The sequence below is a fragment of the Ruegeria sp. HKCCD7181 genome (genome assembly GCF_057221055.1).
Window position 1 is genome coordinate 99,836 of sequence record NZ_JBWVBC010000012.1, and the last position, 20,035, is coordinate 119,870.

The following is a 20,035-nucleotide window of genomic DNA, read 5'->3' on the forward strand; positions in this document are numbered from 1 at the left end:
ACCCTGCAAGTTAGGGCAGTGCCCGGCTGGCGCCTATTGTTCGCAACGCGCAGATGGCCTGCGCCGATGCACATCCGGCGTTGGGATGTCTGTGCAACAGGTAGCCTGCTGATCAAGCGAAGTGACGCGGTTCACTAGATTTTTACATAACAGGCCCCACAATAAAGAGCATCCAGAAGGGATTTTTTGTATGAGTACCTATGTTTCAAAGGAAATGCGCGCCGAACTGGATGCAGCACGAATCGCCACACTTAAAAAAACCAGCCGTTTACGGGTGCAACTGGGCGACAATACCTTCAAAATCCTGAAATTGTGGAAGGACGGGTTTTCAGTCGAGGCGGCGACAACGCCTCGCTTGCGCGGGTTGGTGGATATTTTTGACGGTGCGAACCATCTCTACCAATGTTTGATCATTGCGGATGAGGAAGAGGCGGGCGAGATGCGGTATGAGTTCAAGCGCAACACCGTTGCAGCCGACAAGGCTCCGTTGGATTTCTACCGTGCACCGGATGCACCCATCGCCTTGTTAGGGAAAGACGACTAAGGCCGGATTTCCACCTTTGTGCCATTGGCGGTCAATCGCCATAGCTGTGCCATTTCTTTATTCGACACCGCGATACATCCCGCGGTCCAATCGCCCGGCAGTGTCAGACCATTGACCCCGTTGGGTTGCCCGTGAATGAAAATATCTCCGCCGGGATTGATACCTTGCTGTTTTGCCCGGGCAACGTCCTCTGGCTGCGGATAATCAAGCCCGAGTGACAGATGAAAAGCGCTTTGAGGATTGCGGCGATTTATGGTGAAAACGCCTTCAGGTGTTTTGCCATCGCCTTCCATGACCTTGTCGCCTTCGGGTGCGAAACCCAGCGCGATGTCGGTCTCGATCACGGTGTTTCCGTTCAATGAAGCCGTCAGGCGCCGCGCCGATTTCTCGATCAGAATGTAGTCGACCCGATCAGCCTCAGGGGCCAAAGGTGGCGCGTCAGGGCGTGGGCCATAGCGGTGCCAACCGACCCAAGCCCCGCCTGCCACAATCACCAGAAGACATGCTGCAACCAGACGGCGCACAGCTTACTGCAAGTCGCTGAAAGCGTGTTTCAGACGGGCACAAGCATCTTCAACCCGCACGCGTTGCGTTGCCAAGTTGAACCGTTCGAAGGTTTCGCCTCCGGTTCCGAAGCCGGGTCCGGAAGAGGTGGCAATCTTCGCATCTTCCCGCAGACGACGTATGAACTCGTTGTGATCCATACCTGTGCCTGAAAAATCGACCCAGGCCAGATAGGTTGCCTGCAGTGGCATGGACCACAGCCCTGGGATTTTCGCGATGGTTTCATCGAACAATCGCCGATTTTCGGCCAGGTGCGCGATTTGGGCGTCAACCCATTCCGCTCCTTCGGGGCTGTATGCCGCGGTGATCATTGCGACGCCCATTGCGCTGGGGTCATAGTCCAGAGTGGTTAGGCGGTGCCGCATTTGGGCACGTAGCTTGGGGTCAGGAATGATCATGTTGCCGGTGCGTTGCCCGGCGATGTTGAAGGTCTTGGACGCCGCGGTCAGTGTTACGGTCCATGCCCGCGCATCAGGCGCAGCAACGTCCATGGGCACGAATTTATGTCCTGGATAGACCAGATCGTGATGAATTTCATCGGAAACTAGGATCAGCCCGTTGCGTTCGGCAAACGCGGCCACGGCGCGCAGTTCATCGGGCGTCCAGACCCGCCCCGACGGGTTTTGCGGTGAACACCACAACAGCAGTTTCTCCGACCCGTCCAACCGAGACTGCGCATCCTCGAGATCCAGCCCATAACTATCGCCCTCGCGTACAAGTGGGCATTCAACCACCTTTCGCCCGGTCTTATTCACCTTGTGAGCGAACTCATGATACACGGGAGAGAAGATGACGACTCCGTCCCCCGGCGCGCTCCAGACATCCAGGCACAGCGCAATGGCATTACCGAGCCCCTGAGTGGTCAGGATCCAGTCGGGATCAACCTCCCAGTCATGGCGCGTTTTCATCCACCATTGAATGGACGCCAGATAGTCCGGGTGTATCCAGGAATACCCAAACGCGCCGTGTTCAGCGGCGTTGCGCACCGCGTCGAGGACGCAAGGCGCCGTCTTGTAATCGGAATCCGCCGTCCACATGGCCAGCCCATCCTCGGATGAAACGCCATACAGCTGTTCCATCTTGTCCCATTTTGAACTGTTGGTTCCCCGGCGGTCGATCAGGTCGTTGAAAGTCATGTCTGCTCCATCTGTCCTGCCGAAAGCTAACTGTAAATTACGCAGGTGCAAGGGGGGCGTTGCGGCGGCGGGCGCGATGCCCTAAATCAGCCTCATGAAACGCAATATCCTGATCCACCCCGATCCCCGTCTGAAAAAGGTCTGCGCGCCGGTGGCCGACATCACTGACGATCTTCGCAAGCTGGCCGATGACATGCTGGAGACGATGTATGACGCGCCGGGTATCGGCCTGGCCGCGCCCCAAATCGGCGTATTGGACCGGCTGATCGTGATCGATTGCATAAAGGAAGAGGGCGAGGCACCGCGCCCTCTGGTCATGTTCAACCCCGAGGTTATCTCGGCCTCGGATGAGACCAATGTTTATGAAGAGGGTTGCCTTTCGATCCCGGAACAATATGCCGAGATCACCCGCCCCAAAGTGGTCGAAGTCGCCTGGATGGACAGAAACGGGAACTTGCAGCAAGAGACATTCGATGGTCTCTGGGCGACTTGCGTCCAGCATGAAATCGATCACTTGAACGGGAAGCTGTTCATCGATTACCTCAAACCGCTCAAGCGCCAGATGATCACGCGAAAGATGCAAAAGCTCAAACGCGAGCAGGCTCGCGCATGACCGTTCGCACGTGCTTGCCGTGGCCCGATAAGCGGCTACGCAGTAAAGCCGGAGACGTGACCGAAATCACGGATGAGATTCGCGAGATCTGGGATGACATGATCGACACGATGGAGGCGATGCCCGGTGTTGGTTTGGCTGCGCCACAGATTGGAGTGATGTTGCGGCTGGCCGTTGTGGATGGATCGACCGAGCGCGGTCGCGTGGTGCGCATGGCGAACCCTGAAATCCTGCACAGCTCGATCGAATTGCGGGAACACGAAGAAGCCAGCCCGAACCTGCCCGGCGTTTCGGCCCTGGTGAAGCGTCCACGCGCTGTGACGGTCAAGTATTTGAATGAACAGGGAATGCTTGACCGCCGCGATTTTGTCGGCATCGAGGCCACCAGCGTGCAGCATCAAATCGACCACCTGAATGGCAGGATGTATTTCGACCGGCTCAGCAAGGTCAAACGTGACATGCTGCTGCGCAAGGCCAAAAAGACGGGGTAAACGCCGTCCAACGGAGGAGCGGATGCGGATAATATTCATGGGAACCCCCGAATTTTCGGTTCCCGTCCTCGATGCGCTGGTCGATGCCGGGCATGAGATCGCGGCCGTTTATTGCCAGCCGCCGCGACCGGCCGGGCGCGGTAAGAAAGACCGCCTGACGCCGGTACACGCAAGGGCTGAGGCTCTTGGCCTGAACGTGCGGCACCCGGTTTCACTGAAGTCGGCTGAGGAATTGGCAGCGTTTTCTGCGCTGCAAGCTGACTTGGCCGTGGTCGTCGCATACGGTCTCATCCTTCCGCAATCCATTCTGGATGCGCCTTCGCAGGGGTGCTTGAACATCCATGCCAGCCTGTTGCCGCGCTGGCGCGGTGCTGCTCCGATTCATCGGGCAATCATGTCGGGAGACTCGGAAACCGGTGTCTGTATCATGCAGATGGAGGCCGGGTTGGATACCGGGCCGGTGCTGATGCGCCGGGCTACCGAAATCGAACCTCAGGAAACCACGGCACAGCTGCATGACCGCCTTTCAATTATGGGGGCGGAACTGATTGTCGAGGCCCTGAACTGCCTGCCAGAATTGCCCCCGAATCCACAGCCCGAGGCCGGCGTGACCTATGCAGCCAAGATCGAGAAATCCGAGGCGCGCGTGGATTGGACCAGACCGGCGGTGGAGATTGACCGCCAAATTCGCGGTTTGTCACCCTTTCCTGGTGCGTGGACCGAGATGGGTGGCGAACGCGTCAAGCTTTTGGCCTCACGGCTGGCCGAGGGGCAGGGCGCGCCAGGTGAGGTTTTGAATGACACGCTTCGCGTGGCTTGCGGGGACGGAGCAATTGACCTGTTACGCCTGCAACGGGCAGGTAAAGGAGCGCAGGATGTGGACGTGTTTCTGCGTGGCTGGCATGTGGCCCGTGGAAGCCGGATTTAGAAGGAAAAACAGATTTGTATATGACATTGATGGGGACAGTGCTGATTGCGGCCGCCGTCGGAGGCCTCTCGGAAAAATCTGGCTTTACCCATAACGGATACATGCAATCCATCATCATTTGTATCGGTGGTGCTTTTCTGTTTTTCTTTGCGCATATCATGTTTGGCAGAATGTTCGGCTTCAACTTTGGGGTCGGATCTCCGGGCCTGAATGCCATCGTTTCGTCCATAGGTGCACTGATCATCGTTCCGACGCATTGGAGGAAGTAACTTGCCCATCGTTGCCCTGATTGTCATCGGTGCTGCAGCCGGGTTTCTGGCGACCCGTTTGTTGCGGATCGAGGCCGATATTCCGACTACCATGCTGATCGGCATCATTGGTGCATTGCTGGGTGGGCTTCTGTTACGCGCGTTGTTGACGATAATGGGCTGGTTGTCAGGCTTTGTCGGCGCTGTGCTGGGTGCGCTGCTGGTGATCTGGATCTGGCAGACTTATCTGCGGCGCTGAGACTGGGATGAGAGCAGATAACGTGGTGTTTCCGGCGCCAAAGACTGTTGAACTTATCTTCTACCCGAGCCGCGAATTTAAGGTAGATCGCTGTTAAATATGGAAATCTTGACCTTCCACGTGCCGTCGGTCTGACGCTGCAGGATATTGACAAACTTACCCTGCTCCGGCGGGTCTGTGTCCTCGATAGCATATGTTCCAACCTGATAAGCCATATCGCCTTCGACGCCGAAATCTATCAATTCGTTTGTATGGGTGCCGCCGGTATTTTCCTTTATTCGGGATTGGTATGTTTCCAGGGACGCTGATTTGCCGCGTGTCATCGGCTCGTTTGGCGGCATCAGCATGACGTCTTCGGTGAAGAATGCCGCGCAGCCTTCGGCATCACCCCGGTTGAACGCCTCGTTATATGCAGCGTCGAAGTCCTCTAGTGTTTTTTTCATGCCCATTGGTTTCTCCCGCTGCAGTTAATTCCGTGAAACTTGGGCTTCATGGTGCCACAACGCTGTATGATCCCAAACAGGCTGCCTGTTCTCGCGAGGTTCGCGAGTTTCAGGAACGAAAGTGTGTACCACGAGTGAAGCGGGGAAACTCGAGCCGCGGCACCTTACCGGCGCGGCGGACGGCTTTTGTATACCGGCAGTTGCCAGCCAAACAATAGCGATCCCGCCCGTAAGGCCCAGCAGATCAGCGCACAGGTCGTCAGTGCGACCAACTCATCAAACCCGAGGCGGGTCGTCAGAACAGCGGCCAGTGCGCCTGCAAAGGCGCAGGATACATACAGTTCACCCTGTTTCAGAACCAACGGTACCTCGTTGCAGACAACATCACGCATCAGCCCGCCCAGACAGCCAGTGCTGATGCCCATCAGAACAACGATCACTCCGGACTGATCTAGAGCGAGGGCAACGCCAGTGCCGGCGGCAACAGCGATGGACAGGGCAAAACTATCCAGCCATATCAGCAAACTATAACGGCTTTCGACCAGATGCGCGGTAAAGAATACCAGCACTGCCGCGCCGGCTGCGATCAGGATGTAATTCGGCTGGCCAACCCAGAACACGGGATGCCGGTCCAGCAACAGATCGCGCACAGTGCCTCCGCCCACCGCTGTCAGGCATGCGATAAAGCCAAACCCGACCAGATCCAGCTGTGCCCGGCTGGCTACCAGTGCGCCGGTCAGCGCAAAGACCAGAACCGAGGCATAGTCCAGCAGTGCCAGACCGCTCATGCCTTGGTCTTTTTCGGTTTGAAAGGCGCCATACCCGCGCGCGCCAGTTCATCGGCCTTTTCGTTTTCCGGGTGGCCCGCATGACCTTTGACCCATTCCCAGGTCACATCATGCCGTGTCTGTGCCTCATCCAGACGCTGCCACAGATCCACATTCTTCACCGGTTTCTTGTTCGAGGTTTTCCAGCCGTTCCGCTTCCACCCGAAAATCCAACCTGTCACGCCGTTCTTCACATAGGCGCTGTCGGTAACGATGGTGATATTTGACGGACGCTCCAGAGCTTCCAATGCGTTAATCGCGGCCAGCAATTCCATCCTGTTGTTTGTAGTTTCGGCTTCACCGCCGTTCAATTCGCGTTCTTTCAAGACGGTATCGCCATCCATCGCACGCAACAGCACGCCCCAGCCTCCGGGGCCGGGATTGCCCGAACATGCACCATCGGTATAGGCAAACAACTCAGGCATAGCTTGCCAACCCAATCCAGTCCGAGACCGATCCGTCCAGCCCGGTTCCGCTGCCTAGTCGTTGATCGGTCACGATAAAGCCTGCCTCTTGCAGATAATCCTTCAATTCATCCTCTCTGTAGTAGCTGTAGTAGCGCCCCAGCCGGTCAGGCCCTTCACCCTGTCCCAGCTTCATTCCGATATAGAAGTGACCGCCCGGCTTCAGGGCCTTATGGATCGCTGTTAGATGGGTCGCAAAATCAACACGTGGGGCATGCAGAAGGCTGAAATTGGCCCAAATGCCGTCGTATTTTGCGACTGCATCCAAGTCCGAAAAAGTGGCCTGCCAGGCCGTGACACCGGCGTGCGCCGACGCCAGCCGAACCATTTCGGCCGAGGCATCCACGGCATCGACCGTCAACCCCGCTTGCGCCATCACCGCCGCCGACGCGCCGGGACCACATCCCAGGTCCAGCACTTTTCTGCCAGCGGGAACAGCGTTGATGAACCGAGTCAGCTGTGGATCTCCGGCGTTGTCCGCATCGGTGAGATCGGAATAATGGTCCGCCTGTTCGTCATAAACAGAAATGGTGTCACGATCGCTCATAGGTACACTCCGACAGCAAGGCATGGGACAACGACGGCGGTCAGCAGAAGGCGCAGTTTCATCCACCAGCGCGGGGCCAGGCGCCAATACCAGAACGCCGCGTCCAGTAGAAGGAGAACGGAAAATCCCACAATCAGGTTGATGCCCGTATCAACCGGGCCGCCGCCGGTCGTGAAGAACACCCACAATGCTGGCAGCACGGAAAGGGTATAGCATGTCGCAGCCTTGCTGCCTGAGGTTTTAGTCGCAAACCCCCACAGAATTCCGGACATGAAGCTGAGGATCACCGCGCCGTAGAATAACTGAACGTATGGTCCTACAAATCGTGGACCCAAAGCCTGCGTTCCCCACGCCTGCAAATCGGTATTCAGGTAAGTCAGCGCCCCCCAGACAAACGGGATCAGACCTGCCAGCCCCAGAAAAAGAGGTGCCCTTGGCACACCTCTCATGCAGGTTCTCTCAGGACGCGGGGCACCTTAAATTCCACGCTTTCAGTGGCGGTTTCGACCAAGTCCACGGTGACGTCATAATGGGCGCGGAATGCGTCGATTACCTCGTTGACCAGAACTTCGGGTGCCGACGCACCTGCAGTTATGGCGACGCTGGATATCCCCTCTAACGCCCGCCAGTCGATTTCAGTGGCGCGCTGTACCAGCTGTGCGTAACGGCACCCAGCGCGCGAGGCGACTTCGACCAGGCGTCTCGAATTGGACGAGTTCGGCGCGCCGACCACCAGCAGGGCGTCAGATTTGGGGGCAACGGCCTTGACGGCCTCTTGCCGGTTGGTGGTGGCGTAGCAGATATCTTCCTTGTGGGGGCCCACAATGGCCGGAAACCGAGATTCGAGCGCGGCAACAATATCCTTGGTATCGTCCACCGACAGGGTCGTCTGGGTAACAAAGGCCAGTTTTTCGGGATCGCGCACCTGCACCGTGGCCACGTCTTCAACGGTTTCCACCAGTAGAACCTCGCCTTCGGGAAGCTGCCCCATGGTGCCGATGGTTTCGGGGTGGCCCTTGTGGCCGATCATGATCATTTGCAACCCTGCGTCCGAATGGCGCTGGGCTTCGACATGCACTTTCGACACCAATGGGCAGGTGGCGTCCACATAGATCATTTCCCGTTGCGCGGCCCTGGCCGGTACGGATTTCGGGACGCCATGAGCAGAGAAAATCACTGGCCGGTCATCGGGGCATTCGTCCAGCTCTTCGACGAATACGGCTCCTTGCGCGCGCAATCCGTCGACAACAAATTTGTTGTGGACAATCTCATGGCGCACGTAGACAGGCGGCCCCCATTTCTGCAGGGCCATCTCGACGATCTTGATTGCGCGGTCCACGCCGGCGCAAAACCCGCGCGGGGCTGCAAGGTAAAGTGTCAGTGGCGGCTTGGTCATGCGTCTGTCTCCTTGAGAGACAGGTAAGTCTTTTCATTGCCATGGTCCAGACAGGAGCGCGTCATTTACCTGACATGAATTGCCGCTATTCAGATGGTGTTTGAGTACCAATCGATAGTTAAAGCTGCGCGGCCAGGATGAACAATCCTGACCGCGCTTATTTTATACCCCCGTGGCAAGCGGCCGTGGGATCAGAGCCCGCCAGCGGCCGCAACGCTGCGCGGTTCGGCCGGCATCTCGCGCGGAGGGCGACCGATAACATCGCGCAGGTCCTCAAGCTCGATAAAGTTGTCGGCCTGACGACGTAGTTCGTCCGAAATCATCGGTGGCTGGCTGCGAATGGTCGAAACGACCGAAACGCGCACGCCCTGGCGTTGCAGGCTGGCTATCAGCGGGCGAAAATCCCCATCGCCCGAAAACAGCACAATATGATCAACACGCGGCGCCAGTTCCATGGCATCGACGGTGAGCTCGATATCCATGTTCCCTTTAACCTTTCGGCGCCCCATGCTGTCGGTGTATTCCTTGGCCGGTTTCGTCACCATGGTAAAGCCGTTGTAATGCAGCCAGTCTACCAGTGGTCGGATCGGGGAGTATTCGTCATTTTCCAGTAGCGCGGTGTAATAGAAAGCTCTTAGAAGTTTACCTCTGCGCATGAATTCCTGCCGCAGCAACTTGTAGTCTATATCAAACCCCAGAGCTTTTGCGGCTGCGTAAAGATTCGAGCCATCGATGAACAGCGCTAGCCGTTCGTCCTTATAAAACATAAATAGGTCCTTCCGGTATAAACCATCGCACCGTGTGATTCCGTGAGTGAGAAAAATTTGGTCAGCACAATGGTAAGCTTAAAATAGGTCTTTTGGGCCTAATCGCAAGTATTCTCTGGCCTGAATATAGGGGTAATAATGGCAAAAACACAGTCAAAAGCCATAGTGGCACTGGGCGCGAATCTCAGTATGAGACGTCAAGAGCCCAAGGTGACACTTGAACAGGCTTTGGGCGCCATGGCAGAGGCAGGGTTGGTGATTCGTGCGGCCAGCAGGTTCTTTTCTACACCGTGCTTCCCGGCGGGTGCCGGGCCAGATTACGTAAATGCAGCGGCATTGATTGATACCGATATGACGCCAAAGGCGGTTCTGCAAGCGCTGCACGATATCGAGCACGAGTTTGGCCGCGCCCGTGTTCAGCGTTGGGGAATGCGGACGCTGGACCTTGATCTGGTCTGCTGGGAAGACCACGTGTTGCCTGACCTAGCGGAATACAACCGCTGGCGCACGCTGTCCGCAGAGGATCAGATGCAGCTGGCTCCGGATCAGCTGATCCTGCCGCATCCGCGTCTTCAGGACCGGGCGTTTGTGTTGGTTCCGATGGCAGATGTTGCTCCTGACTGGCGTCACCCGGTGCTGGGAGAGACTGTCACTGAGATGGTGGCCGCACTGCCGTCCGAGGATGTGGCCTCGGTGACGCCGCTGTGATCCTTGCAATTGCGGTATTTCCTGCTTGTCAAGGCGGGGAATCACGCTTAGATAAACCCCTTCCTGCCACGGATTCATTTACGGAGAGCGCCCCATGGCCCGCGTTACGGTCGAAGATTGTGTAGACAAGGTCCCGAACCGGTTTGAGCTGGTGATGCTTGCCGCCCATCGTGCGCGCGAGATTTCTGCTGGTGGCCCGATCACCGTGGATCGTGACAATGACAAGAACCCAGTCGTGTCGCTGCGCGAAATCGCTGACGAAACTCAGAGCGCCGATGAGCTGCGCGAACGTCTGATCGAAGCCAACCAGACTCAGATTGAGGTCGATGAGCCCGAAGAAGATCAGATGGCTCTGCTGATGGGTGCGGAATCGGACAAGCCTGCCGATGACGATATGTCGGAAGAAAAGCTCCTGCGCGCGCTAATGGAGGCTCAGGGCCAGGGGTAATCCCCAAATACGAAGGTGCGGACCGGATGATTTCTGCTGAAGACCTGATTGCGCTGGTCCGCAACTACAATCCCAAGACAAATGCCGAGCGCATCGCAAAGGCCTATGAATATGGGCAGCAGATGCACGAAGGGCAGTTCCGCCATTCCGGCGAGGCTTATTTCACTCATCCTGTTGCCGTCGCCGCCATCCTGACCGAACAGCGTCTGGACGATGCGACAATCATTACTGCGTTGCTGCACGACACGATTGAGGACACCAAGGCCAGCTATGGCAAAATCTCGGAAATGTTCGGGGAAGAAGTAGCCAAGCTTGTCGATGGTGTGACCAAGCTGACCAACCTGCAGCTGTCCAGCCGCGAGACCAAACAGGCCGAAAACTTCCGCAAGCTGTTCATGGCCATGTCCAAGGACCTGCGCGTCATTCTGGTCAAACTGGCTGACCGCCTGCACAACATGCGCACGATCAAGGCGATGCGGCCCGAAAAGCAGGTTGTTAAAGCGCGCGAAACCATGGACATTTATGCGCCTCTTGCTGGCCGCATGGGTATGCAGTGGATGCGCGAAGAGCTGGAAGACCTTGCTTTCCGTGTTCTCAATCCCGAAGGCCGCCAGTCAATCATCCGTCGTTTCATCACCCTGCAAAGGGAAACAGGTGATGTGATCCACCGCATCACCGGTGACATGCGTCATGAGCTGGACAAGGCCGGGATCGATGCCGAGGTTTTTGGACGCGCCAAGAAACCGTATTCGATCTGGCGCAAGATGCAGGAGAAAGATCAGGGTTTCTCGCGTCTGTCCGACATTTATGGGTTTCGCATCATCACCCGGACAGAGGAAGACAGCTATCGCACTCTTGGAGCCATCCATCAGCGCTGGCGCGCGGTTCCGGGGCGCTTCAAAGATTACATCAGTCAGCCGAAATCCAACGGATACCGCTCGATCCACACCACAGTTTCGGGCCGTGACGGAAAACGGGTCGAAGTCCAGATTCGCACACGTCAGATGCATGACGTGGCTGAAACCGGTGTTGCCGCGCATTGGTCTTATCGGGATGGTGTGCGCTCGGAAAACCCCTTTGCCGTCGACCCGGCCAAGTGGATCGCCAACCTGACCGAACAGTTTGACAGCGAGGACGATCACGAAGATTTTCTCGAAGCGGTCAAACTGGAAATGTACTCTGACCAGGTTTTCTGTTTCACGCCCAAAGGTGACGTGGTCAAGCTGCCGCGCGGAGCGACGCCGATCGATTTTGCCTATGCCATCCACACTCGCATCGGCCATGCATGCGTGGGGGCCAAAGTGGACGGCATTCGCGTGCCTTTGTGGACACGGATAAAGAATGGACAGTCGGTGGACATCATCACGGCCGACGGTCAGACGCCGCAGGTTACATGGCTGGAAATTGCCGTGACCGGCAAGGCCCGTACCGCCATCCGTCGCGCCCTGCGCGAGGTGGATCGCGAGAGGTTCATCAAGCTGGGCAAGGAACTGGCCCGGTCGGGATTTGAACATGTGGGCCGCAAGGCCACCGACAAGGCACTGGAAACGGCAGCGAAGCACTTGCGGCTCAAAGATCGCGACGAATTGTTGGCTCGCCTGGGTAGTGCTGAACTGACCGCACATGATGTCGTCAGCGCCGTCTATCCCGAGCTGACGCAGGATGATGGCGATGCAATCCCTCTGCGTCGTGCGGTGATTGGTCTGGAGCCGGGTCAGAAGTTCGACCGTGCGCCCTGCTGTCAGCCATTGCCGGGTGAACGCATCGTGGGCATCACATATCGTGGCAAAGGTGTGGTCGTGCATGCCATCGATTGCGACCGCTTGAGCGAATTCGAAAGTGAACCGAACCGCTGGGTCGACCTGCACTGGCACTCGGGCACGCATCCGGCCGTCTATGGTGCAACACTCGACCTGACCATCGGCAATGACGCCGGTGTACTGGGACGTATTTGCACATTGATCGGCGAGAAAAAGGCTAATATCTCGAACCTGGAATTTGTAGACCGAAAACCGGATTTTTATCGCCTTTTGATTAATGTCGAACTGCGCGACCTAGAGCAGTTGCACTCGCTGATGCTGATGCTTGAAGCAGAGAGCGATGTTGCTTCGGTGGAGCGTTATCGGGATCGGACGAAAACCGCAGTGGCGGCAGGCTGAGAAGGGGTGATCAGGAGTGGTATTCAAGCGCCGAGATCGACGCTCGCCTGTCCAGATTGCTTCGGAATTCGTCTACCCGCGTGGCGGTTGGACACGCGCGTTTCACTACGTCAAACACCGGGTACGCCGTCTGCCCGATACGCCCGAGCGGATCGCACGTGGCATCGGGGCAGGGGTTTTTGCCGCGTTTACCCCGTTTTACGGCTTGCATTTTCTTGTTGCTGCCGTGCTGGCCCGACTGATCAACGGCAACATTCTTGCCGCTCTCAGCGGCACGTTTTTTGGCAACCCGCTGACCTATGTGCCTATAGGGGTGATTTGTCTTCAAACCGGTCATTTCCTGCTGGGAACCAAGTTCGAAAAGGGTGACACCCACGGTTTGATGGGAAAGTTTGCCGATGCTTTGGGCGATTTGAAAAACAATTTCTTTGCGGTGTTCACTGACCGTGTCGCTGACTGGCACGGGCTCAAAATCTTTTACCACGAAGTGTTTTTTCCCTACATGATTGGAGGGATTATTCCAGGCATCGTGGCGGGTTTAATCTGCACGTATCTCAGCCTCCCTCTGATCCGAACCTACCAACAACGCCGCCGGGCTCGGATCAAAGCAAAATTCGAGCAAATCAAGCGATTGGCGCAGGCAGAGACTGCCGTTCCCATGGCAAACCCATTAGGTTCAACCCATGGGCAGAAAAAGGATTCGAAAGATGTCTGACACCCACCTGCGACTTGGCGTCAATATCGACCACGTGGCTACTGTGCGGAATGCGCGCGGCGGCGCTTATCCCGATCCGTTGCGTGCTGCCAAAATCGCCGAGGAAGCCGGGGCCGATGGTATCACCGCCCATCTGCGTGAAGACCGCCGACACATCTCGGACGCTGACATCGACGGGTTGATGGAGGTCTTGTCGGTGCCTTTGAATTTTGAAATGGCGGCCACAGACGAAATGCAGAAAATCGCCCTGCGCCATAAACCGCACGCGGTTTGCATCGTCCCCGAAAAACGCGAGGAACGAACGACCGAAGGCGGTTTGGAGGTGGCGCGCGAAGAAAACAAGCTGGCCCACTTCATCGCGCCCTTGCGCGACGCCGGCTGCCGCGTTTCGATCTTTATTGCCGCCGATCAGCGCCAGATCGAGGTTGCCCACCGCATCGGCGCCGAAGTGATCGAACTACACACCGGCGCCTATTGCGATGCCCATGCAGAAGGTCGGTCGGAAGAAGCCGCCCGCGAACTGGAATCTCTGCGCGAGATGTCCGCATTTGCCCATTCGCTGGGGTTGGAGGTCCACGCAGGTCACGGCTTGACGTATGATACTGTGAAACCCGTGGCTGCTTTTCCTGAGGTACGCGAGTTGAATATCGGCCACTTCCTGATTGGTGAAGCAATCTTTCTGGGCCTTACACCGGCGATCGCCGAGATGCGTCGTCTGATGAACGAGGCGCGGGCATGATCACCTCTGGGTTCGTTGCGATCTGGATTGCCTGGCTCATGGCCGGGGGATCTCCGGGTCCGGCGACCATGGGTATCGCGGGAACTGCCATGAACGAAGGCCGCACGGCAGGGTTGGCCTTTGCTCTGGGCATTTGCGCGGGATCTGCTGCCTGGGGTGTCGCTGCGGCGTTGGGGTTGTCGGCGATCATGCTGGCTAATGTCTGGGTGTTTGAGGTCATCCGCTATGTCGGCGTGGCCTATCTGGGCTGGCTGGCGCTCAAGGCACTGCGTCGTGCCCTGACTACGGATGAGGTGGCGCTGGGCAATCCGGTTACCGGATCGCTGCGAACCATCTTTGCCAAAGGCGCAGCCATCCACCTGACCAACCCCAAGGCGATTCTGAGCTGGGGATCGATCTACGCGATCGTCGCGCCAAACGATGCCAGCCTGGTGATGCTTCTGGGGTATTTCGCCCTGCTGTATTCGGGGTCCTTGCTGATCTTCATCGGATACGCGTTTCTGTTCTCGTCTGAACGTATGGTCCGTACGTATCGCCGTACGCGTCGCTGGTTCGATTTCGCCTTTGCGGGTTTTTTTGGCGTGGCCAGCTACAAGATTTTCACAGTGAGGTTTTCATGACAGATAAGGCGCGGAGATGATCCGGCACTGCGTGATGCTGCGCCTGAAACCCGAGCACGACCGCTCGGAGATCGAAGCGGTGATGCAGGGTCTTAGTGAAGTTGCTGATCGCTTGCCGGGCTGTGGCAACTTTGTATTCGGACCCAATCGGGACTTTGAAGAAAAATCACCGAATTATCCCTTTGGCTTTACGCTGGATTTCGACAGCGAATCCGGCCTGCAACGTTATGCCGACGACGAAGTGCATCGCCAACTGGGCGCAAGGCTGGTCGACATGTGCGTCGGAGGCGGCGCGGGTATCTTGGTTTTTGATCTGGAAATGCATGAACCGGACGCCCAGTAATGAGTGAGGGAACGTCATGAAAGCAATCACATATAGCGGCTTTGGTGCGGCGGCGGATGTCCTTAAACTGATTGATCTGCCCGAGCCCGAACCTGCCCAGGGCGAAGTGTTGGTCCGAATTCACGCAAGTGGCGTCAATCCGTCCGATGTCAAACTGCGCGGTGGCGCGAGACCGGGCGCCGTGATGCAGTTTCCCATGGTGGTGCCGCATTCCGATGGCGCCGGGGTAATCGAGGCGGTCGGCGACGGGGTTGACCCTGCGCGCGTTGGCGAACGAGTCTGGATCTGGAACGGCCAATGGCAACGCGCATTCGGAACCGGGGCCGAGTATATTACACTGCCCTCGGAACAGGCTGTGTTTTTGCCCGAAACCACCAGCTTCGCCGAGGGTGCCTGTTTCGGGATACCGGCCATGACTGCTTGGTATGCGCTTTTTTGCGATGGCCCCGTCGATGGTAAAACCGTCCTTGTCACCGGGGGCGCCGGAACTGTCGGTCGCTATGCTTGCCAGATGGCCGCGCTGGGTGGTGCGCGGGTGATCACGACAGTCAGTTCCGAGGAAAAAGCGGCTCATTCAGGTGCATCAGATTGGGTAAACTACCGTACCCAAAACGTGACGGAGGCCGTGATGGATCTTACCAACGGTGCGGGCGTCGACCGGATCGTCGAGGTCGATTTTGCCGCCAATCAGGACGCGTCGCTGTCGCTGATCCGCCCTGGTGGAACCATCGCCAGCTATGCGTCTGCTTCCCAAATGCGTCCCGAGCTCGATTTCTACGGGTTCATGTTCAAAAATATCCGACTGCATATGCTGATCGTCTATCAGCTTGACGCTGCGGCCCGCCGCAAGGGTGAGGCGCAGTTGGGCGACTGGTTAGACCAAAACGCGCTCAGCCACGCTGTCGTTCCCGCAGGGGGCCTCACGGATGCTGCCTCGGCTCACGCAATGGTCGAGGCCGGGCAAAAACTGGGCACCGTAGTGTTGGAGGTGTGATGTGATCCTCGGAATTGGCACGGATCTCGCCAACATAGACCGCATCCAAGGCACGCTTGACCGGTTCGGCGACCGGTTCCGCAATCGTGTCTTCACCGATACCGAACAGCACAAGGCCGAGCGACGCGCCAATACCGCAGGTACTTACGCCAAGCGTTGGGCGGCGAAAGAAGCATGTTCCAAGGCGCTGGGTACTGGTCTGCGTATGGGGATCGCGTGGAAGGATATGGCTGTCACGAATCTGCGTACAGGCCAGCCCGTGATGCATGTCACCGGCTGGGCTGCCGAGCGCTTGCAAGAGATGACGCCAGCGGGGCATGAGGCGATCATCCACGTCACGCTCACCGATGATCACCCTTGGGCGCAAGCCTTTGTGGTGATCGAGGCGCGCCCGCTTCAAGATAGCGCCGCGCAGCCTTGACTTGCCCCCAACCGACCCGCATGTAGCACCCCAACAAGGCAAGGACTGGAGAGCAGAATGGCTGAGGACGCCAAAACCGGAAGTGGCATCTGGGAGACGATCAAAACCATCGTCTACGCTCTGCTGATTGCGGGCATTTTCCGGACCCTGTTTTTCCAACCCTTCTGGATTCCCTCGGGGTCAATGAAACAGACGCTGCTGATCGGGGATTTTCTGTTCGTCAACAAGATGGCCTATGGTTATTCCTATGCGTCCTGCCCCAGCCTGATCATTCCTAGTGTTGGGCTCAACATCGACGCTGAAGATATCTGCGGTTGGATGCAAGGCGATGGCGACACTCGTTTTTGGGGTGGCGAGCCCGAGCGCGGCGATGTGATCGTTTTTCGCCACCCAGTCACCGGTCGTGACTATATTAAGCGGCTGATCGGCCTGCCGGGCGATCGCATTCAGGTGCGACAAGGGCAGGTTATTCTTAACGGAACACCAATTCCGCAACAGCCTGATGGCGTGTTTACTGAGGTCGCCGAACCGCAGGGTCCGCAGGGCCTGCGCCCGCGTTGCGAAAATGGTCCTGTCGGTATTGGAGGCGTCTGCGAAAAGACCCGCCTGATCGAAACTCTGCCCAATGGCGTTTCTTACGATGTACTCAACATCGGCAATCAGGGATCAGACAACACAGGCGTCTACACTGTTCCCGAAGGCCATTATTTCTTTATGGGCGACAACCGCGATAACTCTGCCGACAGCCGGTTGCCGCAGTCGGCTGGTGGGGTCGGGTTTGTGCCATATGAAAACCTGATCGGACGTGCGGATCGTATCATGTTCTCGTCAGCTGGCAGGTCCATGCTGTTCTTTTGGACTTGGCGCAGCGATCGTTACTTCAAGGCGGTCAATTGAAGCTTTCAGCTGAGATAAAAGCGTTCCAGCAACGGTTGGGATATCAGTTTGCCGATCCCGAACTGCTTGTGCGTGCGCTGACCCATGGCTCGGTTTCGTCCAGCACCCGCCCTGATAATCAGCGGTTGGAGTTTCTAGGCGACCGTGTGTTGGGCCTAGTCATGGCAACCGCGTTGCTGGAAGCCGACAAAAAAGCCTCTGAGGGTCAGCTGGCGCCCCGATTCAACGCCCTGGTCCGCAAGGAAGCCTGCGCCGACGTGGCCCGTCAAATTGATCTGGGTGCTGTGTTGAAGTTGGGGCGGTCCGAGATGCTGTCGGGTGGTCGTCGCAAGCAGGCCCTGTTGGGGGATGCGATGGAGGCTGTTATTGCAGCTGTTTACCGCGACGCAGGTTTCGAAGCCGCCCGCGATGTGATCCTGCGACTTTGGGGTGACAGGGTGCATAATGTCGAAGCTGACGCACGTGACGCAAAAACCTCGTTACAGGAATGGGCGCAGGCCCGTGGCCAGAAACCGCCTAGCTACGTTGAGGTCAAGCGCAGCGGCCCGGACCATGCACCGGTTTTTACAATCGCCGCCCGGTTGCAAGACGGAACAGAGGCGCAGGCTACAGCCGGATCCAAGCGGCAAGCCGAACAGGCTGCAGCCAAAGCTTTGTTGGAGCGTTTGAGCTGACCCGTGCCTCGCATTTCTGACACATGACGATCAGACTCGCCAGCAAATCTGATGCGGCCAGCCTTGCCGCGCTTTCAATCGAGGTTTGGGTGGGAACGTATTTACGGCAGGGAATCAGCCCGTTTTTTGCCAACTATGTACTGTCTGAGTTCACGGTCTCGCGGTTTGAGAGTTTGATGGACTGCTCAAAGAACTTACTGGCCGTGTCCCAAAACCAAGACGGTATCGATGGATACATCCACGTGGCCCAAGGCAGCGTCGCGCCGGTCCCCGGACTTTCTGATATAGAAATAGCAACATTTTACGTGCAGCCGCGCCACCACGGAAACGGCATTGGTAAAGCGCTTTTGAAATTGGCTACGGCTCATTGCCGTAAACTTGGCCAAAGCTCGGTCTGGTTGACGACAAATTCACAAAACACTCCGGCTATCGAATTTTATTTGTCTCAGGGGTTTGAACAGGTTGGAACCACGGATTTCCGGATTCACGAACAATCCTATCCGAACCACGTTTTGGCTCTTACCCTGGATTCGTCCAGATAGGTTTTCGGTCACGCTACCCGAATGAACCCGGTCAGTCCGGTCTTTTGATGCTCGATTACATGGCAATGAAAGGCCCAGTCACCAAGATTGTCGGCAACCAGCGCGATCTCGACCACTTCGTCCTTCAGCAACAACATTGTATCGGTCATCAACGGCGGTAGTGCGCGCAGGTTTGATTTCAGCGGTACGAAGGCCAGCCCGTGCAGGTGGATCGGGTGCAGATTTGGCGACTCATTGCGTAGGCGCAGGACGTAGCTTTTACCCATCTCCAGGGTCGCAATTGGTCCAGTTCCATGCGCCGCATCACCGGGCCAGGGTTTGCGGTTGATCGACCAGAAATTGTAACCCAAGGACCCACAGAAACCGTTATTCGGCTCACCCCCTTCCGGCGTCCAGCCAAAGACGAACTCGTGCAATTCGGCATTGGCCAGATCGGGCTTGGCCACGGGGTTCGCCGGCAAGGGGCTCAATTCTCGCAAGTCCCGCGCAACAGGCATTCCGGCGGCACGCAGCTGGGCCATGGCGCGGTGAGGCTGTCCGGGTAACTTGGCCATAAGATCAACGGTTTGCCCTTCACCCGACGGCATAGCGACTGCGATGTCTACTCGTTGGCCAGGTCCGACCAGCAGTGGCTCATCTGCGCTGGGCATGGGGATGTCGAATTCGACCGGGTGGCCGTCCCAGGCGATGATCCGTGCTTTGGCGCCTTCAAGATGCAATTTGTAGATGCGCGTCGTATCCGTATTCACTACTCGCAACCTGACCAGCCCACCCGCGCCATGATCATATACGGGTGCAGTCAGCCAGTTTGCGGTCTGATGATTGCCGAATGTGCCGGCACGGGCCGCACCACGCGCCGTGTATGCGGACAGGAACTGACTTTCTTCATCCAGACGAAAATCGCGCAGATTGATGATCTGCTCGCTGTCAAAGCCGGGGTCTTCAGGCTCGGCAATCACCATCACACCTGTCAGACCATGAGCCATCTGTTCCATTGTCATGCAGTGTGGATGGTACCAATAAGTGCCAGCATCAGGTGGCGTGAATTCATAGGCGAATAGTTCTCCTTCACCTATTGGCATTTGGGTCAGGTAGGGCACCCCGTCCATTTCGTTGGGAATTCGCATCCCGTGCCAGTGCATGGCGGTATATTCGGGCAGTGCATTGCGCACCGGCAGCCGCATTACCTCTCCCTGCCGCCCATACAAAACCGGAGGTGGCGCCTCTCGGGACAGGCTGACCATTCCAGTCGTCACCTGATCGCGAAGCGTGAAACTTGCAGGCTGAATGGTCAGTTCCTTTGCCGTGCCTCCTGCGGCCAACCCGTATCCGCCCAGCCCCAAGGCACCAGCAGCTGCTCCGCTTCCCAATAGAAACTCACGACGTTTCATGTCCTGCCTTATTGTTGGGGTAGTCACCTGGCTTGATTTGGCTTGGTGTGCCTGTGCCTTGCCACTTCGGGCGCATGGCAGCAATGCGACAAATCCCTCTGGCCCGCTGCGTTATTCTGCTATAGGGGTGCGCACTTGCAAACAGGATCGCAGGACA

28 protein-coding genes are annotated in these 20,035 nt (G+C 57.3%); 18 read left to right on the plus strand and 10 right to left on the minus strand.

Annotated elements, in window-relative coordinates; translation table 11 throughout:
- The first annotated feature begins 190 nt into the window (after nt 1–190).
- Nucleotides 191–544 (plus strand): hypothetical protein, encoded by a 354-nt coding sequence (locus tag AC2TCY_RS19930; RefSeq protein ID WP_480850108.1) that lies wholly within the window; start codon nt 191–193, stop codon nt 542–544.
- Here the strand turns inward: AC2TCY_RS19930 and AC2TCY_RS19935 are convergent.
- Both AC2TCY_RS19935 and AC2TCY_RS19940 read right to left on the minus strand, forming a co-directional pair.
- Nucleotides 541–1,068 (minus strand): L,D-transpeptidase family protein, encoded by a 528-nt coding sequence (locus AC2TCY_RS19935; RefSeq protein WP_480850110.1) that lies wholly within the window; start codon nt 1,066–1,068, stop codon nt 541–543. The genes AC2TCY_RS19930 and AC2TCY_RS19935 overlap by 4 nt on opposite strands.
- A gap of 3 nt (nt 1,069–1,071) precedes the next feature.
- Nucleotides 1,072–2,244: a MalY/PatB family protein gene (locus AC2TCY_RS19940; RefSeq protein WP_480850111.1), complete on the minus strand. Its 1,173-nt coding sequence runs from the start codon at nt 2,242–2,244 to the stop codon at nt 1,072–1,074.
- A gap of 94 nt (nt 2,245–2,338) precedes the next feature.
- Here AC2TCY_RS19940 and def (AC2TCY_RS19945) point away from each other — a divergent pair, with 94 nt between their 5' ends.
- From def (AC2TCY_RS19945) to AC2TCY_RS19965, 5 genes are read left to right on the plus strand one after another with little or no spacing between them, the layout of a single operon-like run.
- Complete coding sequence (gene def / locus AC2TCY_RS19945; protein ID WP_480850113.1) at nt 2,339–2,857, plus strand: peptide deformylase; 519 nt, start codon at nt 2,339–2,341, stop codon at nt 2,855–2,857.
- Nucleotides 2,854–3,348 (plus strand): peptide deformylase, encoded by a 495-nt coding sequence (def, locus tag AC2TCY_RS19950; RefSeq protein ID WP_480850115.1) that lies wholly within the window; start codon nt 2,854–2,856, stop codon nt 3,346–3,348. The genes def (AC2TCY_RS19945) and def (AC2TCY_RS19950) overlap by 4 nt, the downstream gene beginning before the upstream one ends.
- Before the next feature lie 22 nt (nt 3,349–3,370).
- A complete protein-coding gene (gene fmt / locus AC2TCY_RS19955; RefSeq protein WP_480850117.1) occupies nt 3,371–4,276 on the plus strand; it encodes a methionyl-tRNA formyltransferase in 906 nt (301 codons plus the stop codon).
- Between the two features lie 14 nt (nt 4,277–4,290).
- Nucleotides 4,291–4,545, plus strand: coding sequence for a hypothetical protein (locus AC2TCY_RS19960; protein ID WP_480850119.1), 255 nt, complete (start codon nt 4,291–4,293; stop codon nt 4,543–4,545).
- Nucleotide 4,546: 1 nt separating this feature from the next.
- Nucleotides 4,547–4,783, plus strand: coding sequence for a GlsB/YeaQ/YmgE family stress response membrane protein (locus AC2TCY_RS19965; RefSeq protein ID WP_480850120.1), 237 nt, complete (start codon nt 4,547–4,549; stop codon nt 4,781–4,783).
- Nucleotides 4,784–4,860: 77 nt separating this feature from the next.
- On the opposite strand, the gene AC2TCY_RS19970 is transcribed toward AC2TCY_RS19965, so the two are convergent.
- The 7 genes from AC2TCY_RS19970 to AC2TCY_RS20000 all read right to left on the minus strand — a co-directional run bounded on the left by AC2TCY_RS19970 (nt 4,861) and on the right by AC2TCY_RS20000 (nt 9,227).
- Nucleotides 4,861–5,226 carry a YybH family protein gene (locus AC2TCY_RS19970; RefSeq protein WP_480850122.1) on the minus strand — a complete coding sequence of 122 codons (366 nt, stop codon included), beginning with the start codon at nt 5,224–5,226 and terminating at the stop codon, nt 4,861–4,863.
- A 164-nt stretch (nt 5,227–5,390) separates the two neighbouring features.
- On the minus strand, nt 5,391–6,014 hold the full coding sequence (locus tag AC2TCY_RS19975) for a trimeric intracellular cation channel family protein (protein ID WP_480850124.1): 624 nt from the start codon (nt 6,012–6,014) through the stop codon (nt 5,391–5,393).
- On the minus strand, nt 6,011–6,478 hold the full coding sequence (gene rnhA / locus AC2TCY_RS19980) for a ribonuclease HI (RefSeq protein WP_480850126.1): 468 nt from the start codon (nt 6,476–6,478) through the stop codon (nt 6,011–6,013). Before rnhA ends, AC2TCY_RS19975 begins: the two co-directional genes overlap by 4 nt.
- Nucleotides 6,471–7,064, minus strand: coding sequence for a class I SAM-dependent methyltransferase (locus AC2TCY_RS19985; protein WP_480850128.1), 594 nt, complete (start codon nt 7,062–7,064; stop codon nt 6,471–6,473). Before AC2TCY_RS19985 ends, rnhA begins: the two co-directional genes overlap by 8 nt.
- Nucleotides 7,061–7,513, minus strand: coding sequence for a DUF3429 domain-containing protein (locus tag AC2TCY_RS19990; RefSeq protein ID WP_480850130.1), 453 nt, complete (start codon nt 7,511–7,513; stop codon nt 7,061–7,063). The genes AC2TCY_RS19985 and AC2TCY_RS19990 overlap by 4 nt, the downstream gene beginning before the upstream one ends.
- On the minus strand, nt 7,510–8,460 hold the full coding sequence (gene ispH, locus AC2TCY_RS19995) for a 4-hydroxy-3-methylbut-2-enyl diphosphate reductase (RefSeq protein WP_480850132.1): 951 nt from the start codon (nt 8,458–8,460) through the stop codon (nt 7,510–7,512). Before ispH ends, AC2TCY_RS19990 begins: the two co-directional genes overlap by 4 nt.
- Before the next feature lie 191 nt (nt 8,461–8,651).
- Nucleotides 8,652–9,227, minus strand: a complete 576-nt coding sequence (locus tag AC2TCY_RS20000; RefSeq protein WP_480850134.1) for a LabA-like NYN domain-containing protein — start codon at nt 9,225–9,227, stop codon at nt 8,652–8,654.
- 138 nt (nt 9,228–9,365) lie between these two features.
- On the opposite strand from AC2TCY_RS20000, the gene folK reads away from it, so the two are divergent.
- The 12 genes from folK to AC2TCY_RS20060 all read left to right on the plus strand — a co-directional run bounded on the left by folK (nt 9,366) and on the right by AC2TCY_RS20060 (nt 18,487).
- The gene (gene folK / locus AC2TCY_RS20005; RefSeq protein WP_480850136.1) at nt 9,366–9,935 is read left to right on the plus strand and encodes a 2-amino-4-hydroxy-6-hydroxymethyldihydropteridine diphosphokinase; all 570 of its coding nucleotides are present in this window, start codon (nt 9,366–9,368) and stop codon (nt 9,933–9,935) included.
- Between the two features lie 94 nt (nt 9,936–10,029).
- Nucleotides 10,030–10,383 carry a DNA-directed RNA polymerase subunit omega gene (gene rpoZ, locus AC2TCY_RS20010; protein ID WP_010437681.1) on the plus strand — a complete coding sequence of 118 codons (354 nt, stop codon included), beginning with the start codon at nt 10,030–10,032 and terminating at the stop codon, nt 10,381–10,383.
- Between the two features lie 26 nt (nt 10,384–10,409).
- Nucleotides 10,410–12,542: a RelA/SpoT family protein gene (locus tag AC2TCY_RS20015; protein WP_480850138.1), complete on the plus strand. Its 2,133-nt coding sequence runs from the start codon at nt 10,410–10,412 to the stop codon at nt 12,540–12,542.
- 16 nt (nt 12,543–12,558) lie between these two features.
- A complete protein-coding gene (locus AC2TCY_RS20020) occupies nt 12,559–13,257 on the plus strand; it encodes a DUF2062 domain-containing protein (RefSeq protein WP_480850140.1) in 699 nt (232 codons plus the stop codon).
- On the plus strand, nt 13,250–13,996 hold the full coding sequence (locus AC2TCY_RS20025; RefSeq protein WP_480850141.1) for a pyridoxine 5'-phosphate synthase: 747 nt from the start codon (nt 13,250–13,252) through the stop codon (nt 13,994–13,996). The genes AC2TCY_RS20020 and AC2TCY_RS20025 overlap by 8 nt, the downstream gene beginning before the upstream one ends.
- Nucleotides 13,993–14,616 (plus strand): LysE family translocator, encoded by a 624-nt coding sequence (locus AC2TCY_RS20030; RefSeq protein WP_480850143.1) that lies wholly within the window; start codon nt 13,993–13,995, stop codon nt 14,614–14,616. Before AC2TCY_RS20025 ends, AC2TCY_RS20030 begins: the two co-directional genes overlap by 4 nt.
- Nucleotides 14,617–14,632: 16 nt before the next feature.
- Nucleotides 14,633–14,959: a Dabb family protein gene (locus AC2TCY_RS20035; RefSeq protein WP_480850145.1), complete on the plus strand. Its 327-nt coding sequence runs from the start codon at nt 14,633–14,635 to the stop codon at nt 14,957–14,959.
- Between the two features lie 16 nt (nt 14,960–14,975).
- Entirely contained in the window at nt 14,976–15,953 is a 978-nt protein-coding gene (locus AC2TCY_RS20040; RefSeq protein ID WP_480850146.1) for an NADPH:quinone reductase, read from the plus strand.
- Nucleotide 15,954: 1 nt separating this feature from the next.
- On the plus strand, nt 15,955–16,374 hold the full coding sequence (gene acpS, locus AC2TCY_RS20045; RefSeq protein ID WP_480850148.1) for a holo-ACP synthase: 420 nt from the start codon (nt 15,955–15,957) through the stop codon (nt 16,372–16,374).
- Between the two features lie 57 nt (nt 16,375–16,431).
- Complete coding sequence (lepB, locus tag AC2TCY_RS20050) at nt 16,432–17,271, plus strand: signal peptidase I (RefSeq protein WP_480850149.1); 840 nt, start codon at nt 16,432–16,434, stop codon at nt 17,269–17,271.
- Nucleotides 17,268–17,945, plus strand: coding sequence for a ribonuclease III (gene rnc / locus AC2TCY_RS20055; RefSeq protein WP_480850151.1), 678 nt, complete (start codon nt 17,268–17,270; stop codon nt 17,943–17,945). Before lepB ends, rnc begins: the two co-directional genes overlap by 4 nt.
- Nucleotides 17,946–17,968: 23 nt before the next feature.
- Nucleotides 17,969–18,487 carry an N-acetyltransferase family protein gene (locus tag AC2TCY_RS20060; RefSeq protein ID WP_480850154.1) on the plus strand — a complete coding sequence of 173 codons (519 nt, stop codon included), beginning with the start codon at nt 17,969–17,971 and terminating at the stop codon, nt 18,485–18,487.
- A gap of 8 nt (nt 18,488–18,495) precedes the next feature.
- Here AC2TCY_RS20060 and AC2TCY_RS20065 read toward each other — a convergent pair whose 3' ends face one another.
- Nucleotides 18,496–19,878 (minus strand): multicopper oxidase family protein, encoded by a 1,383-nt coding sequence (locus AC2TCY_RS20065; RefSeq protein ID WP_480850156.1) that lies wholly within the window; start codon nt 19,876–19,878, stop codon nt 18,496–18,498.
- Nucleotides 19,879–20,035 lie beyond the last annotated feature (157 nt).